This window comes from Clostridioides difficile ATCC 9689 = DSM 1296 (genome assembly GCF_001077535.1).
GTDB classification, from domain to species: Bacteria; Bacillota; Clostridia; order Peptostreptococcales; family Peptostreptococcaceae; genus Clostridioides; species Clostridioides difficile.
The window spans coordinates 2,140,209-2,157,603 of the sequence record NZ_CP011968.1 but is presented as its reverse complement, the minus strand read 5'-3'; the positions used below and the strand labels follow the sequence as shown (position 1 = coordinate 2,157,603).

Genomic DNA, 17,395 nt, shown 5'->3' with positions numbered 1-17,395 from the left:
AAAGATTTAAAATTCTAATATTAAGTGAAATTTTTGGTGAATTAAATAAGCGAAACTATAATAGAAATAGAATATATGGAAAAATACATCTCTATGCTTAAAAAAGAAAAATAAATCTATTAAAATAACATAATAAAAAAAATATTAAGAATAAAAATATAATTATAAGTATTTATACAAATCTAGTTGATTTTTAATATAAATGTAAATACAATTATAGCTAAATGAATAATTGTATTAATATTTATTTGTAATATGCTTAATATAATTTGCAATTTTACATAAGTTTGTTAAGTACATAACTAATTTAAGAATATGTATTTATATATTAAAAATTTATTATGAGGGGGACAATTTTATTATGAAATTCTATAAAAGAATATTAACATTGACTTTAAGTATTTCTTTTGTATTTGCAAATATTCAATTAGTAGATGCAATATCATCTGTAGAAAAAATACAAGGAAAAAATAAGTATGAAATCGCAGGTAAAATAGCAGATAAAAATGCATATAAAACTGCTATATTAATTAATACTAGTAACTCTATTGCAGATGGATTAAGTGCAAGTGGACTAGCAGGAGCTTTAAATGCCCCTATACTATTAACTGAAAAAAATACTATACCAACTGAGACATCTGCAAGATTAAAAAATGTATCAAAAGTTTATATAATTGGAGGAACATATTCTATTAGTACATCTGTCGAAAATTCATTAAAATCTAAGAAAATGAAAGTTGTAAGAATTAAGGGAAATGACAGAATAAAAACAAGTTATAATGTTGCAAAAGAAATAAATTCAATAAAAAAAGTCAATACTGTTATGCTAACCAATGCATATAAAGGAGAAGCAGATGCTATAAGTATTGCATCTGTAGCAGCAAGAGATAAAGCACCAATAATTCTTACTAATGGACAAAGTATACCTTTTTCAACTAGTGGTTTAAAGTCTTATGTAATAGGAGGAACAGCTTCAATGAGTACCACTTTAGTAAACAATACTAAATCTACTAGACTAGGGGGGAGTACTCGTTTTGAAACTAATAAAGCAATAATAAATAAGTTTTATAAGGATGCTAGAGAGTTTTATATAGCTGGAGCTTATGAATTAACAAATGCACTTGTAGGATCTTCTTTATCAAAACATGGTCCAATGGTTTTAGTTAATGATGGTAGCAATAAAAGCATTTTAAAAAATGCTAAGAAGATAACTTCTATAGGATATATAGATTCAAATATAGTACAACAGTGTTTAAATATAACAAATGGAATTGGAGATATTAATACTGGGGTTGTAAAAAATGTTAAACCTACTACAAAGACTATAAAAGATGGAATGTATAAGGTTGGAAAAGATATCTCAGCAGGTGAATACTTAATAACTTCAAACTCAGGAAGTTATGCTTCTTATTATGAAGTTACAAGTGATAGTACAGGTAATGCTGATAGTATACTTTCAAATGATATTTTTAGTGGGACTAGATATATCACCTTAAAGAATGGTCAATATATTAAAATTGAGGATTCAACAATGACATTAGCAAAGTATGCTAAAGCCCAGAAGGCCAAGAATGGTAAGTTTGGAAATGGTATGTATAAAATTGGATTAGAAATTCCTGCTGGAGAATATATTATAATGTCAAATTCTTCTGATGCATATTATGAAGTTAGAAATGATAGCTTAGGTAATGCAGAGGGAATAGTTACTAATGATACTTTTTCAGGAAGAAGATATATAACGGTTGAGGAAGGTCAATATTTAATATTAAATGATTGTTATTTAATTGAAAATGAATAGATGTAATTGTATTTAATAGTAAATCATATATTTTATTTAAGGAAAGGTGTTTTAAGTTTTAATTTAAAACATCTTTTTATTATTATAATAATTATATGATTTTATATTTTAGAAATATAGTATATATAAATCATTAGATTTACTATTAAAACACAACTAGAAAAATAATAATATCTTTAAAAGATTTTTCTTATTTGATATAATTAAGGTTATGTGTAATATAAGAAATTAACTAGGAGGAATAGACGTGAGCAAAAGAAAACAAGTAACAATACCTATAGAGAAAATACAAGAACAAGATAAATATATAGAACAAATACACAGACAAAATGAAGAATACTTCAACAGAACTGGAAAGAGAAAACTCGTGTTTACTCAAACCTTCGGGTGTCAAATGAATGAACATGATTCAGAAAAATTATGTTCAATGTTAGAAGAGATGGGATACCAAATGTCAATGATGGTTGAAGAAAGTGATTTAATAATATATAACACCTGTGCAGTTAGAGAAAATGCAGAGCTAAAAGTATATGGTAACTTAGGACAATTAAAACATCTAAAAGGAAAAAATCCAGATATGAAAATAGCTGTATGTGGATGTATGATGCAACAACCACATGTTGTAGAGGAATTAAGAAAAAAATATAAACATGTAGACCTTATATTTGGAACACATAATCTATATAAATTTCCGCAATTACTTACAGAATCAATAAATTCTGACAAAATGTTAGTGGATGTATGGGATGTTGATGGAGAAGTAATAGAAGGTCTTAGAAGTAATAGAAAATTTGAATTAAAAGCATTTGTAAATATAATGTATGGATGCAATAATTTCTGCACATATTGTATAGTCCCATACACAAGAGGAAGAGAAAGAAGTAGAACTCCTGAAGATATAATTAACGAGATAAAAGAGCTTGTTGCAAATGGAACGAAAGAAATCACTTTACTTGGACAAAATGTAGATTCTTATGGTAAGACACTTGAAAATCCAGTTTCATTCTCAGAACTTTTAAGAAAAGTGAATGATATAGAAGGAATTGAAAGGGTTCGATTTATGACATCTCATCCAAAAGATATATCTGATGAAGTAATATACGCAATTAGAGATTGTGATAAGGTGTGTGAGTTTTTACATCTACCAATACAATGTGGAAGCAGTAGCCTTTTGAAAAAAATGAATAGACATTATACAAAGGAATATTATTTAGAAATAATAGAAAAAGCTAAAAAGGAAGTTCCAGGTATTGCTTTTTCTACAGACTTAATGATTGGTTTCCCAGGAGAAACAGAAGAAGATTTATTGGACACTTTAGATGTGGTTGAAAAAGTTAGATATGATTCAGCTTTTACATTTATTTATTCTAAAAGACAGGGAACTCCTGCTGCTAAAATGGAAAATCAAATACCAGAAGATATAAAGCATGATAGATTTAATAGGGTGTTAGAAGCTGTAAATAGGATTTCTGCAGAAATAAATGATGGATATAAAGATAGAATAGTTGAAGTTCTAGTTGAAGGAAGAAGTAAAAATAATGAAAATAAGTTTGCTGGTAGAACTAGACAAAATAAACTCGTAAATTTCGAAGGTGGAAATGATGATTTAATTGGTAAATTAGTTATGGTCAAAATTACTGAACCTAGAACTTTTTCATTAAATGGGATATTAGTAAATAATTAATATTGTACAAAATAATAAAATTATGCAAACTAATCAAAATAGATGTACTATAGAACAAATTATATTAAAAATTTTTATTTTAAGCGAATTTGTCATATGTTATACTAATGTAAGTTTTTGCTATTAATAAAAATAAATTTGATATAAGATATAATTTCATTGTACATCTATTTTTGTTTTATTATATTTTATAAAAGTTTACTTAGTTGTCATTAGTAATTCCCTGTTATCATATTAAATTATATATAGTGGACTGTAACCACAAAGGTAAAATCATTATTAGAAGTTTGTACTATATTCATTATTTTTACATAGATTTTTAAATGTTAAAATATTTAATAAGAGTAGTCAATATACATGAAAAAGCAGTCAATCTTTTATAATTAACTGCTCAACTTACAACTATTTATTTTTTACATTTTTTGTTAGAGTAGAGGATATTAAAAAATACACTGGAAAGTATGACTATTATAAATATTATAGAAAAGGGAACCATTTTTTTTTCGTCCATTTGACCACTCTCTATTCTATATCCCAAAAACGCCATAATAAATAGCATTATAGAGACAATAAAAGTAACAATGCTAGAACTTCTACATAATTTTTTTTTATCGTATCGTGCTTTTTCTTTATTACTCATAGAGTTATAACCTGCTAGTAGCATACTGGCTTTTCCATTAAATAATAGTACACTTAAAATGAAAAAGGCAAGTGCAATTATAACAACAAATCCTACAGCAAACATTATAAGCACCTCCATATATTTTAATTAATTTTATTACTTATTAGTAATTTTACCATAAAGACACATTAAAATCATTTACTTCATACTTTATTAAATAGATTATCATACTTTAATTCATCAACAGTATACACTAATACATAGTATTTATGTTGAAATTGCATTGAAAACCATCAAATATTCAAACAATAATAAAATAAAAAAGTGCTACAAAATATAGTTATTGATATTTTAGAATTGTTAAATTTAGAAACTTTTATAAATTTCTTATGTAAAAGTTTTGATGATTTATTATGAGTGTTATTCTGATAAAAAATTTAAAAAGTTTTCTAGTATTTTTGCTGTCATTCCCCAAATTACATAATCTTTATATTTATAAAACAGAATAGGATAACTTCCACTTTCAAATTTATAATCTTTTTGGTTTGGAATTGAACCATATGGTAGATTTTCATCTGGAAAAACTTTTACAGTATTACTATAAGTATTTGGAGGATTCTCTAAAAGATATTTTATAGGAACCAAAAAAGTATGGTCAACTTCATCCTTGTTTATATTTAAATTATTAATATTTTTTATATATCCTAAGTATGGATGTATGATAAACTTTACTGGTGTTATAAGGAGGTCAAGACTTGATATTACTTCTATATTGTCACTAAAAGTTCCAAGTTCCTCACAAGTTTCTCTAATAACAGCTTCATATGGAGTCTCACCTGATTCTATTTTACCACCTGGAAAAGAAATTTCGCTAGGTTGATGCTTCAAATTTTTTGAGCGAACTTCAAATAATATATAGTGTGTGTTATTTATTTCTACTATTGGAATTAAAACAGATGCTCTCTTCATATTCTTGTATCCATTTATATATGGTTTGTAATTTTTGAATTTATTTTTAATATCGTTTATCATTTTTACCTCCTAAAATAATATTATTAAAAATTATATAATTGAGTTTTAACAATAATATATAATTATGATTTATCTAATTATAAGATATAGTAACTATCTATATTATTATATAATATAATGATAAATATATATTAACAAATAATAAAAAAATTAATTTGATTGTATATAAATTAGTTTGTTATTAAATTAGTATTAAAAAGTTCAAAAATTTACTTAGAAGGAATCTATAATTAGATTTCTATGTTTGTTGAGAATGCAATTACAGCTTTTCCAATTATTTTTACTTCAACTGGCTTATTATCTAAAATAATTACTTTTACTAACATCTTGCCTTTGCGTTTTATTGCTTCTCCTTGAACTGCTTCAAATATAAACTCTGTGTTGGGTGTAGGTATTACTTTATAATGTACAAGGTACGCACCTAAGGGTCCATTAGCATTTCCTGTAACAGGGTCTTCTGAAATACCAATTGCAGGAGCAAACATTCTTCCATGAACTTGTAGAGTTTCTTTATTATGTAATGTAAAAATATAATGTCCATTACATTTTATTTCTTGACTTATTTTCGATAATTCATATAAATTTGGAGATAAACTATTTAATGTTGATAATTCCTTTATTCCAATCATAACTTTTGAATGTCCTGTAGATGATATGGCAATAGGACAATCTGTACGAATATCTTTCTTTAAAATACCAAATGCATTAAGTAATCTTTTTTGATAGGTTTGTTGTAATGGTGGAGGTACTTCAATTTTTCCTTGTGTCATAATTATTTCATAATCATTATCTTTTTTTATAATATCAACTGGTAATATTCCAGCACCAGTTTTTTGAAATACTGTTTTGTTATTGAATTGGTTTTCTACTGCTCTAACATAATGGGCAGCAATAGTAGCATGACCACATATAGGAACCTCATTAGTTGGTGTAAAAAATCTGATATGTACATCATAATTTTCTTGATGATTTTTAGCCAAGTTATTGAAAATAAAAGCAGTTTCTGAATTATTTAATTCTCTTGCTATTTTTTGCATTTGTGATTCAGATAAGCCATCAGCATTTGTAATTACACCAGCTGGATTACCTGTAAATTTTTCCTTTGTAAATGAGTCAACTTGATAAAGACGAAATTTTTTATTCATATTATATAATCCTTTCTAAACATTAGATTAGTTTATCTACATAGAAAACTTGAGATAAATTATTATTTATTATTATCTGTTTAAATAAAATTAATAAAATAACCTATGTCTATATTAAAATTTAAACATATACATCTAAAAAAGTAGTATTATGTAAGGCTCTATACTACAATCAAGATTATATTACGAATTAGTACGCTAAACAAGAATGCACTTTTTAGTTAGATACTTACTATTTTGAAAGATAGGATTGAGATGGATATAGATAATAATTTTGAAGAATTTCCAAATATTGAAGAAAGACAAAAAGATTTTAATTGTTCAATTGGTTTTACCATGACTGTGATAGGAAGTAAATGGAGGGCAATTATTTTATGGCATATTTTAAAACAAGAGCCAATACGTTACAGTCAATTAAAAAAAGAAGTTGTTCATATAAGTCATAAGATACTGTCACAAGAATTAAAGTATTTTGAAAGAGATTGACTTATTAAGAGGATTTCTTATCCAACTATTCCTCCAAAAGTTGAATATTTGTCTACTAAACGTGGTAAATCATTGGAATCTATATTATTAGAATTATGTAATTGGGGTAAACAGTATATGAGATAAACTCAACTGTTTACTTCATGAAAAATATATAATGAAGCTTATTTTAATTAGTTCTTTAATGAATTATAAAACGTAGATAAAACTAAAAAGGGTTTTCTAGAAAATAAAATTTCTTTAATTATATCTGCTTACCAATACCATCACTTGATGCAAACAAGATTCTACCACATTCTCTCCATATTCTAGTATAAAATCATTTAATTGTGTATCTATAAAATTGCAGTAATCGCGTGAACTGCATATATATGCAGTTAGTATATGTGTACATCTATCCATTTTATCCATAAACATATATCATATATCCCCCTAAAAAACATTCATAAAAACAAAAAGAAAATATCTCTTTGGCAACTGGCTGACATAACTCATTTCATAAGTCTTAGTCCCTATAGCTTTGCGTCACTAAATTTCTCTAGTTTTGCCTATTTAGTTTTATTCTACTATTACCATAATATAGGAAAACGTTTCTTTTTTCAAGGTGCATATTAAAAAATTTAAAAATTAAAAAAATATTTTATTTCTCAAAAATAAATTGGATAAAATAATTATATTATAGAGTTTGATTCTTATCTAAAATGTTGGTTGCTGAGGATTTTGATGATAATGACGAGTAATTTTTATATTATCACAAAAGGTACTTATTAAAAGGCTTGTATCTTAAAAATCTAGATAGAGGTTTATTTTTAGATTACTGAATATTATTACTGAATTTATTGAAGGATTTTTTGTAGATAAAGATAAGTAGAGTCTAAAAGCTATTTCTAATCTGTAATCTGTAACGATTGCAAATTAGATGAGTGAAAACAGAAATTTAGCACAATATTTGTATGGAATTGATATACATCCAAATATGCTTGAAATAGCAAAATAAAAACTAGAAAATTCAGTTAATCTAGTTTTGGAAGATGTTGATAAATTAGCATTTTAAGATAATTTATTTGGTGTAATAATGTACAATTTATATTAGATATTTTTGAACGGATAAAATATCTAATATAAATAAAAAATTTGTTAAAATATGATAAGTGTAGTATAATCAAGTAGAAAAGATATAATATATTTCGGGGAGCTAATGTGCTGAGAGGAGATTTTATCTCGACCCTTTGAACCTGTTTGGATAATGCCAGTGTAGGGAGACCAGTTAAGATAAAAATAAGTCTTATCCTATTTTGGATAAGACTTTTCTTTTATTTAAATATAATATCTTTTTAGTAATAAAATTTTTTAATAAAAAACAAAATATACCTAGTAGGTATTAATTATTTTTAAAGGAGTGATTTAAATGGTAATCGCAGACATAGCAGTAATGCCACTAAGACCTTACAAAGGTGAAGAAGAGATGTATAAAGTAGTAGATGCTTGTATTGCTGAAATTGAAAAAAGTGGTCTTAAATGTGAAATAGGAGCAATGAGCACTACTGTTGAAGGTGATTTTGATGAAGTTTTTGAATTATTAAAAAAGGTACATAAAATCCCTTTTAATCTTGGATGTGAAAGAGTCATAACAGTAGCTAGAGTAGATGAAAAAGCTGGAGGTCTGACTATAGATGAAAAACTTAGAAATCATAGATAAAGTCAAAGATAGTATATATCCAATAGCAACATTTTTGTTTATACTTATTCTTTGGCAATCTATGGTAGGAGTTTTAGAAGTTCCTCAGTATATACTACCCACACCAGTAGATATAATTAATGTGTTTTTTAAAGATTATCAAAATTTATCCATGCATGCTGTGGTTACTATAGGAGAAGCAATACTTGGTTTTATAGTCGCAATTATAATATCATTGGTAATTGGAATATTGATGGATTTTGTATCAATAATAAAAAAATGTCTTTATCCTATTATGTTGGTTACACAGATGATACCTACAATAATTATAGCACCACTCTTTATGATATGGTTTGGATTTGGAACAATGCCAAAAGTATTGATGGTAATGCTTACTTGTTTTTTTCCTATATTAATAAGTTTTGTAGATGGCATTGAGAATATTGATAAAGATTATTTAAATTTATTTAAGACTATGGACTCAAATAAAGTTAATACATTCATTCACCTTAAATTTCCTATGGCAATGGATAAATTTTTTTCTGGACTTAAAATATCTGCAACGTATGCTGTAATGGCAGCAACTGTTGCAGAATGGCTAGGTGGAACGAAAGGACTTGGTGTTTATATGCTTAGGTCAAAAAGTGCATATGCACTTGATAAAGTATTTGCATCTACTATATTAGTAGTTATATTTAGTTTAATGTTTGTAGGAATTGTACAGGCTGTAAAAAAAGTTGTTATAAGACATAGATTAATAGATTAAAGGTATTTGAGGGAGGCAATTATGAATTTTAAAAAGTTAGGAATATTAGGTTTAGTAAGTGTTTTTACATTGGCAACAATAACTGGATGTTCTTCAAATAACAATAAAGACAAAAACAATGATAAAGATACTTCTTCTAAAAAAGTAACTATGGTGCTTGATTGGACACCAAATACAAATCATACTGGATTATTTGTAGCACTTGATAAGGGTTACTATAAAGAAGAAGGTTTGGATGTTGAAATAGTACAACCACCTGAAAGTGGAGCAGAAACTTTAGTAGCAACAGGAAAAGCTGACTTTGGTATAAGCTATCAAGAACAAGTTACTTATGCAAAGACTAGTGAAGATCCACTTCCAATAAAAGCTGTAGCAACTGTTATACAACATAATACTTCTGGGTTTGCATCACCAAAAGAAAAGAATATAACAACAGCTAAAGATTTTGAAGGAAAAACTTATGGTGGTTGGGGCTCTCCATCAGAAGAAGCTGTTTTTAAAGCAGTTATGAAGAAAAATGGAGCTGATTTTAATAAGTTAAAGATAGTTAATACTGGTCAAGATGATTTCTTTGCAGCTATGAAAACTGTAGATTTTGCATGGATATTTGAAGGTTGGGATGCAGTTAAAGCTGATTTAATTGGATATGACTTAAACTTTATACCAGTAAAAGATTTAGATGAGAGATTGGATTATTATACACCACTTATAATTTCTAATGAAACTGTACTTAAAGATAATCCAGAGCTTGCTAAAAAATTCTTAAAAGCTACAACAAAAGGTTATGAATATGCAATAAAAAATCCAGAAGAATCAGCAAAAATTTTAGTAAAACATGCACCTGAAGTAGATGAAAAACTAGCTTTAAAGAGTCAAGAATATTTAGCAAGCAAGTACAAAGATGATGCACCACGATGGGGAGAAATGAAAGATAGTGTATGGAACAACTATACATCATTCTTAAAAGAATATAAATTAATAGATAAGGATATGAAGGCAAGTGATGCTTACACAAATGAATTTTTACCACAATAAAAAAGTAAAAGTATCTATAGAAAATGTATCAAAAACTTATAAAGATATTAAAGTTTTAAAAGATATAAGTATTGATGTTTATGAAGGTGAGTTTGTTTCTATATTAGGGCCAAGTGGATGTGGAAAAAGTACTATTTTTAATATTATAACTAAACTTACAGATTATGATAGTGGCAAAGTGAATATAAATGGTAAGTATAGTTATATGTATCAAAAAGATTTACTCTTGCCATATAAAACTATAATAGATAATGTGTCACTACCACTAATTTTAAAAAAAGAAAAAAAGAGTAAAGCTAGGTCAATGGTAAAACCTTATTTTGAGGTGTTTGGATTAAGCGGATATGAAGATAAATATCCTTCAGAACTTTCTGGAGGAATGAGACAGAGGGCTAACTTCTTGAGAACTTTTATAAATTCTAATGACATAATGCTTTTAGATGAGCCTTTTGGGGCACTTGATTCATTAACTAAAACATCCATGCAAAAATGGCTTTTAGATGTTAAGAAAAAAGTAAATTCAACAATACTTCTTATAACTCATGATATTGACGAAGCTATAATGCTATCAAACAGAATTTATGTTATTTCAAAAAAACCATCAATAGTAAAGAAAGAATTTGTTATAGATAGTAGAAAGTTAAATGAAGATAACCTTGAAAATATCATTAAACTTAAAAAAGAAATAATATCTTTATTGTAAAAAAAAATATTTTTATTTAATAAGCATTAAACTTAGCAATCCAAAATGTGAGTATACATTTTGGATTGTTTTTAGTTATATGTCAAAATTTTATATATTGTGTTAATAATAATCATCTACTATGATATAATATTTAATTAGAAAAGAAGGAGGTTTGATAATGCAAATAGATATGAATAAATTAACTCCTATGATGAAACAGTATCTTGAAGTAAAAAATAGATATAAAGACTGTATACTGTTTTTTAGACTTGGAGATTTTTATGAAATGTTTTTTGAAGATGCATTAGTAGCTTCAAAAGCTCTTGAAATAGCATTGACAGGAAAAGCTTGTGGTTTAGAAGAACGTGCTCCTATGTGTGGTGTTCCTTTCCACTCAGCCAATTCATATATATCAAAATTAGTTGAAAATGGATATAAAGTAGCAATAGGTGAACAAATGGAAGACCCATCTACAGCAAAAGGAATTGTTAGAAGAGAGGTTATAAGGGTCATCACTCCTGGTACAGTTTTAGATGGAAATTTACTTGAAAATAAAAAGAATAATTATTTATTATCTTTGTATAAGGATGGTACTAATATAGGTCTAACTTATGTTGATATAAGTACAGGAGAAACTAATGCAACATGTTTAAATGAAGATAAGGTAATTGAAGAAATTGCAAAAATCCATCCAACTGAAATAATTATAAATGATTTAGACTTTATAGAAAAGCTTAGAGATATAGCTACTGTAAGTAATATATACATAAATGAAAGTTTTAGTGATAACTATTTGGATATAAATATATTAAAAGAATATTTTCCAGATGTTTATCTACAAAAACTAAAGTTTGATGATAAAGGTCTAATAAAGTCAAGCTTATCAATTCTTCTGAATTATATATACAATACTCAAAAACAAATAACATCTAACATTAATAATATAAATATATACAATTCATCAGAATATATGGTTTTAGATATGTTTACTAGAACTAATTTAGAACTTACTCAAACTATAAGAGGGAATAAGAAAAAAGGTTCATTATTACACGTACTTGATAAAACTTCTACAGCAATGGGAGGTAGACTTTTAAGAAAATATGTAGAAGAACCTTTGATAAATAAATCTAAAATTGAAAATAGATTAGATGTAATAGAAGAAATAAAAGATGACTTTATATTAAGAGAAGACCTAAATGATATACTTAAAAATATATACGATATAGAAAGAATATGTGGAAAGATAGCATTTGAGAGAGTAACACCAAAAGAGTTAATTCACTTAAAAAATTCGATAGAAAAGTTACCTAATTTAAAAGATACTATAAATTTATCAAATGCAAAAATCCTAAAAGAGTATGTTTCAGAAATGGATAAATTAGATGATATATACAATTTAATAGATGAAGCTATTCTAGAAGAACCTACGATAACCATAAAAGATGGAAACATAATTAAATCAGATTTTAGTGATGAACTTAAGGAACTAAGAGAGATTTCTAAGAATGGAGCCTTTCTTGTAAAGGAAATAGAAAACAGGGAAAGAGAAAAAACAGGAGTTAAATCATTAAAAATAGGCTTTAATAAAGTTTTTGGATATTATATAGAAATAACAAAAGCTAACTTTAAACAGGCAAAGCTAGATGAGACATATATAAGAAAGCAAACACTTAGTAATGCAGAAAGATATATAACTCCAGAATTAAAGGAAATAGAAGAAAAGATACTACATGCAGAGGAAAAGATTAAATCTTTAGAATACGAGATATTTGTAGAGATAAGAGATACAATATATAAAAACATAGATAGAATACAAAAAGTGGCTAAGACTATAGCTAATATAGATGTTTTTGTGTCCCTTGCAACAGTTGCACATATAAATAACTACGTAAAACCAGCAATAAATGAAAATAATAAACTTGATATAAGAAATGGTAGACATCCTGTTGTCGAAAATATAGTAGGAGAGGAAAATTTCGTTCCAAATGATACTTATTTAAATCGTGGAGAAAACATTATTAACATAATAACTGGTCCTAATATGTCAGGTAAATCAACATATATGAGGCAAACTGCTATAATAGCTCTTATGGCACATATAGGCTCATTTGTACCAGCAGAGTCTGCTGATATTCCAATATTAGATAGAATATTTACAAGAGTTGGAGCTAGTGACGATTTATCTCAAGGTCAATCTACTTTTATGGTAGAGATGAACGAAGTATCCCTTATATTAAAAAATGCAACAGAGAGAAGTTTAGTTATATTAGATGAAATAGGTCGTGGAACTAGTACCTATGATGGTATAAGTTTAGCATGGTCAATAGTGGAATATATTCAAAAAAATATTAGATGTAAGACATTATTTGCAACACATTATCATGAACTTACTGATTTAGAAGAAGAGTTTAAAGAGGTTAAAAATTATTCAATAGCAGTCAAAGAAGATGGGGAAGGAATAATATTTTTAAGAAAAATAATTCCTCAGGGAGCAGACAAGAGTTATGGAATATATGTTGCTAAATTAGCTAAATTACCAGACGAAGTCATAGAAAGAGCAAAATATATACTTAAAGACTTGGAAAAAAATCATGTTTACAACAGTGTTGCAATAAATGGAGATAAAGAAAACAATAATATAATTAATAGTAATTTGGACGAAGAATTAGTTAAGGTAAATCAAAGTAATTTTAAGAATAAATATGAATCTCTAAAAATAGAACATGAACTTATAGTAAAAGATTACAAACATATAAAAAAGGATTATGATAAATTAAATTCTAAATTTAAAGCATTAAATGATGAAGTTGCTTTAATGAAGCAAAATGATGATAAAGAGAAAATTAATCAAGAGGATTCTGTAAAAGAAGTAGCCTTAACTCAAATCTCTTTTGATAGTGTAAATAGAGATATACTATCAGAAGAAATTTTAAATCTGGATATTTTAAATATGACTCCATTAGATGCTATAAACTCTCTTTATAATCTTCAAAGAAAAGCAAAAGAAATAAAATCTTAGAGGTGTAAAAATGAAAAATATAATTAACATCCTAGATGATTTGACTATAAATAAGATAGCAGCAGGTGAAGTTGTAGAAAGACCTTCTTCTGTAGTAAAAGAACTTATTGAAAACTCCATTGATGCAGGTGCAAATAAAATTTCCATAGATATAATTGATGGAGGAAAAAGTCTAATTAAGATTACAGATAATGGAATAGGAATACCTTCAAGTGAAGTTGAAAAATCATTTTTGAGACATGCTACTAGTAAAATTAAAAAAATTGATGATTTGTATGATTTATACTCTCTTGGTTTTAGAGGAGAAGCATTGGCATCTATTTCAGCTGTATCAAAATTAGAAATGACGACTAAAACTAAAGATGAAATAATAGGAACTAAAATATATGTTGAAGGTGGAAAAATAATATCGAAAGAACCAATAGGTTCTACTAATGGAACTACCATCATTATAAAAGATATTTTCTTTAATACACCAGCAAGACAGAAATTTTTAAAATCTACTCATGCAGAAACTATAAACATAAGTGATTTGATAAATAAACTTGCAATAGGTAATCCAAACATTCAATTTAAATATACAAATAACAATAAACAGATGCTAAATACTCCAGGGGATGGAAAACTTGTAAACACTATTAGAAGTATATATGGAAAAGAAATAACGGAAAATATAATAGATGTAGAGTTTAAGTGCAATCACTTTAAAATGAATGGATATATAGGTAATAACAATATATACCGTTCAAATAAAAACTTACAACATATCTATATAAATAAAAGATTTGTAAAAAGTAAAATAATCATAGATGCAATAACAGAAAGTTATAAGTCTATAATTCCAATAGGTAAACATGCAGTGTGCTTCTTAAATATAGAAGTAGACCCATCATGTATAGATGTAAATATACACCCCAATAAACTTGAAATTAAATTTGAAAAAGAACAAGAAGTGTATATAGAACTTAGAGATTTTTTAAAGGTTAAATTAATACACTCAAATCTTATTGGAAAGTATGCTACTTATAGTGATAAAAAAACACAACCTAGAATCGCTATTAACAGTAGAGAAAAAAGTACAGATTATAAATTAAGAAATAATGATTTATTAGAATCTACTCCTAAAAAGAGTAATATTACTAAAGGTAAGGATGAAGTCATTGAAGTTGTTACTTTATCAAGTGAAAAACCAATAAATGAATTTCAATCAGTAAGTGAAGTCCTAAATGCAAGTGTAGAAGATGATGTAAAAAACATTAATTATCTAAGTGAAGATAGTGCAAATGATAATATACAAGAAGAGTTTCAAGTTGATGGAATTAAAAATGAAGGAAATTATTACTTAGGAGATAGTATTAAGGACAGTGAAGAAGAATACTCGTGTAGTTCAAAACGCAAGTTTTCTTTATACGGATATTCTGTAATTGGAGTTGTATTTAATACTTATATAATTTTGAGCAAAGACGATTCTATGTATTTGTTGGACCAACATGCTGCACATGAAAGAATACTATATGAAAGATATATGGAGAAGTTCTATAGACAAGATATAAATATGCAAATACTTTTAGACCCAGTGGTTATTGAAGTATCAAATGTAGATATGCTTCAAATTGAAAATAACTTGGAGTTATTTATGAAATTTGGTTTTGAGCTAGAAATTTTTGGCAATAATCATATAATGGTAAGATGTGTTCCTACTATATTTGGAGTACCTGAAACTGAGAAATTTATACTTCAAATAATTGATAATATAGAAGAAATTACAAGTAATTATGATTTAAAAGGAGAGAGATTTGCATCTATGGCATGTAGGTCTGCTATAAAAGCAAATGATAAAATATACGATATTGAAATAAAAAGTTTATTGGAACAGCTAGAAAAGTGTGAGAATCCATTTACATGTCCTCATGGAAGACCTATAATGGTCGAAATATCTAAGACAGAAATAGAAAAAATGTTTAAAAGAATTATGTAAAATATTTGGATATTTAAAATATATGGAAAGGAATGTTATGAAAAAAATACCACTTATAATACTTACAGGTCCAACTGCTGTTGGAAAAACAGATTTGTCAATAAAATTAGCAAAAGATATGAATGCAGAGATAATTTCAGCTGATTCTATGCAAATATATGAATATATGGATATTGGAAGTGCAAAAGTTACAGAGGAAGAGATGCAAGGAGTGAAGCATTACCTTATAGATGAAGTTAAGCCTGACTATCCATTTTCAGTTTCAGAGTTTCAACAAAGAGCAAAAAAATATATACATGAAATAAATGAAAAGGAAAAATGTGTTTTAGTAACTGGAGGCACAGGACTTTATTTAAACTCTTTAATATATAATATGGATTTTGCACAATCTGATGCCAATAATGAATTAAGAGAAGAACTTCAAAAACAGCTTGCTGAAAAGGGAATAGATTACATGCATAATAAGTTAAAAGAACTTGATGAAGAATCTGCTAATAGAATCCATAAAAACAATACTAAAAGGGTCATAAGAGCTCTTGAAGTTTGTCTAAGTGGTAAGAAAATGAATGATTTTTCAAGTGATTTAAAATTTAATGAAGAATATCAACCAATAATAATAGTTCTAAATAGAGATAGAGAACATTTGTATCAAAGAATAAATATGAGAGTTGATATTATGCTTAAAAATGGATTGGTTGAAGAGGTAAAAAAACTTTTAAGTATGGGATTTAAAAAAGATATGATATCAATGCAAGGTATAGGTTATAAAGAGATATTAAAGTATCTGGATGGAGAATATACATACGAAGAAGCTATTGAAATAATTAAAAGAGATTCTAGAAGGTATGCAAAACGTCAGATAACATGGTTTAAAAGATATAAAACAGCAAAATGGTTTGATTTAGACCAATATGAAAATATAGACGAATTAAAAAATGAAATAATCTTATATATTAAAGATTCTATAAAATAATATATAAATTTTTAAGTATACAACTTAATATTGAAAATTTGTCATAACTTATATAGAATATAAGGTAGGAATATTTTAGAAGTTCAATTTAATCTTGGGAGGGTACAAATCTAATGAAAAATACAGTTTTAAATTTACAAGATTTGTTTTTAAATAATGCAAGGAAAGAAAGGATACCTGTTACTATATATTTAGTTAATGGAGTGCAAGTTAAAGGGCTTGTAAAGGGGTTTGATAGTTATATAATATTAATAGAAGGGGATAATAGACAACAAAACATGATTTATAAACATGCTGTATCAACTATACAACCTGGAAAGTATATTAATCTAACAAATCAAAACCAAAACAACAATAATAATAACAACAGATAGATAATTAATTTAATTTAAGATGATTGAGAGGAGACTTATACTAACTTATAAACTATAATTTATTTGTTTTAGTAAAATAGTCTCCTTTACATGTTTAAATAAAATAATAAAGAGACA

Annotated in this window: 14 protein-coding genes, 1 pseudogene and 2 riboswitches; of the genes and pseudogenes, 11 read left to right on the top strand and 4 right to left on the bottom strand. The window is 26.5% G+C overall.

Annotated features, from left to right (window positions below; genetic code table 11):
* The first annotated feature begins 361 nt into the window (after positions 1–361).
* Together CDIF1296T_RS10460 and miaB are read left to right on the top strand one after the other, a co-directional pair.
* Positions 362–1,798, top strand: a complete 1,437-nt coding sequence (locus CDIF1296T_RS10460) for a cell wall-binding protein Cwp28 (protein WP_009897130.1) — start codon at positions 362–364, stop codon at positions 1,796–1,798.
* Between the two features lie 247 nt (positions 1,799–2,045).
* Complete coding sequence (gene miaB, locus CDIF1296T_RS10455) at positions 2,046–3,482, top strand: tRNA (N6-isopentenyl adenosine(37)-C2)-methylthiotransferase MiaB (RefSeq protein WP_003435252.1); 1,437 nt, start codon at positions 2,046–2,048, stop codon at positions 3,480–3,482.
* Between the two features lie 406 nt (positions 3,483–3,888).
* Here miaB and CDIF1296T_RS10450 read toward each other — a convergent pair whose 3' ends face one another.
* The 3 genes from CDIF1296T_RS10450 to CDIF1296T_RS10440 form a co-directional block, all read right to left on the bottom strand.
* Positions 3,889–4,227 (bottom strand): DUF3784 domain-containing protein, encoded by a 339-nt coding sequence (locus tag CDIF1296T_RS10450; protein WP_009897127.1) that lies wholly within the window; start codon positions 4,225–4,227, stop codon positions 3,889–3,891.
* A 297-nt stretch (positions 4,228–4,524) separates the two neighbouring features.
* Positions 4,525–5,136 carry an NUDIX hydrolase gene (locus CDIF1296T_RS10445; protein WP_003435254.1) on the bottom strand — a complete coding sequence of 204 codons (612 nt, stop codon included), beginning with the start codon at positions 5,134–5,136 and terminating at the stop codon, positions 4,525–4,527.
* A gap of 230 nt (positions 5,137–5,366) precedes the next feature.
* On the bottom strand, positions 5,367–6,281 hold the full coding sequence (locus tag CDIF1296T_RS10440) for a PhzF family isomerase (RefSeq protein ID WP_009897124.1): 915 nt from the start codon (positions 6,279–6,281) through the stop codon (positions 5,367–5,369).
* A 255-nt stretch (positions 6,282–6,536) separates the two neighbouring features.
* Between CDIF1296T_RS10440 and CDIF1296T_RS10435 the strand changes: the two are divergent.
* Positions 6,537–6,893, top strand: a pseudogene (locus CDIF1296T_RS10435) (winged helix-turn-helix transcriptional regulator).
* Between the two features lie 114 nt (positions 6,894–7,007).
* Here CDIF1296T_RS10435 and CDIF1296T_RS10430 read toward each other — a convergent pair.
* Positions 7,008–7,184, bottom strand: a complete 177-nt coding sequence (locus tag CDIF1296T_RS10430) for a hypothetical protein (RefSeq protein WP_003428796.1) — start codon at positions 7,182–7,184, stop codon at positions 7,008–7,010.
* A gap of 52 nt (positions 7,185–7,236) precedes the next feature.
* Positions 7,237–7,326: riboswitch (cyclic di-GMP riboswitch) on the bottom strand.
* 619 nt (positions 7,327–7,945) lie between these two features.
* A riboswitch (TPP riboswitch) is annotated at positions 7,946–8,045 on the top strand.
* A 130-nt stretch (positions 8,046–8,175) separates the two neighbouring features.
* On the opposite strand from CDIF1296T_RS10430, the gene CDIF1296T_RS10425 reads away from it, so the two are divergent.
* From CDIF1296T_RS10425 to hfq, 8 genes are all read left to right on the top strand, one after another.
* On the top strand, positions 8,176–8,466 hold the full coding sequence (locus CDIF1296T_RS10425) for an MTH1187 family thiamine-binding protein (RefSeq protein ID WP_003424145.1): 291 nt from the start codon (positions 8,176–8,178) through the stop codon (positions 8,464–8,466).
* Entirely contained in the window at positions 8,441–9,211 is a 771-nt protein-coding gene (locus tag CDIF1296T_RS10420; protein ID WP_009893372.1) for an ABC transporter permease, read from the top strand. Before CDIF1296T_RS10425 ends, CDIF1296T_RS10420 begins: the two co-directional genes overlap by 26 nt.
* A gap of 21 nt (positions 9,212–9,232) precedes the next feature.
* Positions 9,233–10,246, top strand: a complete 1,014-nt coding sequence (locus tag CDIF1296T_RS10415) for an ABC transporter substrate-binding protein (RefSeq protein ID WP_003428792.1) — start codon at positions 9,233–9,235, stop codon at positions 10,244–10,246.
* Positions 10,215–10,949 carry an ABC transporter ATP-binding protein gene (locus CDIF1296T_RS10410; protein ID WP_009897120.1) on the top strand — a complete coding sequence of 245 codons (735 nt, stop codon included), beginning with the start codon at positions 10,215–10,217 and terminating at the stop codon, positions 10,947–10,949. Before CDIF1296T_RS10415 ends, CDIF1296T_RS10410 begins: the two co-directional genes overlap by 32 nt.
* A 160-nt stretch (positions 10,950–11,109) precedes the next feature.
* On the top strand, positions 11,110–13,953 hold the full coding sequence (gene mutS, locus CDIF1296T_RS10405; protein WP_003435264.1) for a DNA mismatch repair protein MutS: 2,844 nt from the start codon (positions 11,110–11,112) through the stop codon (positions 13,951–13,953).
* A 10-nt stretch (positions 13,954–13,963) separates the two neighbouring features.
* Entirely contained in the window at positions 13,964–15,931 is a 1,968-nt protein-coding gene (gene mutL / locus CDIF1296T_RS10400) for a DNA mismatch repair endonuclease MutL (protein WP_009897114.1), read from the top strand.
* A 37-nt stretch (positions 15,932–15,968) separates the two neighbouring features.
* The gene (miaA, locus tag CDIF1296T_RS10395) at positions 15,969–16,904 is read left to right on the top strand and encodes a tRNA (adenosine(37)-N6)-dimethylallyltransferase MiaA (protein WP_021360641.1); all 936 of its coding nucleotides are present in this window, start codon (positions 15,969–15,971) and stop codon (positions 16,902–16,904) included.
* 113 nt (positions 16,905–17,017) lie between these two features.
* Positions 17,018–17,278, top strand: a complete 261-nt coding sequence (gene hfq / locus CDIF1296T_RS10390) for an RNA chaperone Hfq (protein WP_003428780.1) — start codon at positions 17,018–17,020, stop codon at positions 17,276–17,278.
* The last annotated feature ends 117 nt before the right edge of the window (positions 17,279–17,395 follow it).

What these genes read in the sequence shown, in the direction of transcription:
- CDIF1296T_RS10460 (WP_009897130.1), top strand. Translation starts at nt 362, where the DNA reads ATGAAATTCTATAAAAGAATATTAACATTGACTTTAAGTATTTCTTTT.
- CDIF1296T_RS10450 (WP_009897127.1), bottom strand. Translation starts at nt 4,227, where the DNA reads ATGTTTGCTGTAGGATTTGTTGTTATAATTGCACTTGCCTTTTTCATT.
- CDIF1296T_RS10445 (WP_003435254.1), bottom strand. Translation starts at nt 5,136, where the DNA reads ATGATAAACGATATTAAAAATAAATTCAAAAATTACAAACCATATATA.
- CDIF1296T_RS10440 (WP_009897124.1), bottom strand. Translation starts at nt 6,281, where the DNA reads ATGAATAAAAAATTTCGTCTTTATCAAGTTGACTCATTTACAAAGGAA.
- CDIF1296T_RS10430 (WP_003428796.1), bottom strand. Translation starts at nt 7,184, where the DNA reads ATGTTTATGGATAAAATGGATAGATGTACACATATACTAACTGCATAT.
- CDIF1296T_RS10425 (WP_003424145.1), top strand. Translation starts at nt 8,176, where the DNA reads ATGGTAATCGCAGACATAGCAGTAATGCCACTAAGACCTTACAAAGGT.
- CDIF1296T_RS10420 (WP_009893372.1), top strand. Translation starts at nt 8,441, where the DNA reads ATGAAAAACTTAGAAATCATAGATAAAGTCAAAGATAGTATATATCCA.
- CDIF1296T_RS10415 (WP_003428792.1), top strand. Translation starts at nt 9,233, where the DNA reads ATGAATTTTAAAAAGTTAGGAATATTAGGTTTAGTAAGTGTTTTTACA.
- CDIF1296T_RS10410 (WP_009897120.1), top strand. Translation starts at nt 10,215, where the DNA reads ATGCTTACACAAATGAATTTTTACCACAATAAAAAAGTAAAAGTATCT.
- mutS (WP_003435264.1), top strand. Translation starts at nt 11,110, where the DNA reads ATGCAAATAGATATGAATAAATTAACTCCTATGATGAAACAGTATCTT.
- mutL (WP_009897114.1), top strand. Translation starts at nt 13,964, where the DNA reads ATGAAAAATATAATTAACATCCTAGATGATTTGACTATAAATAAGATA.
- miaA (WP_021360641.1), top strand. Translation starts at nt 15,969, where the DNA reads ATGAAAAAAATACCACTTATAATACTTACAGGTCCAACTGCTGTTGGA.
- hfq (WP_003428780.1), top strand. Translation starts at nt 17,018, where the DNA reads ATGAAAAATACAGTTTTAAATTTACAAGATTTGTTTTTAAATAATGCA.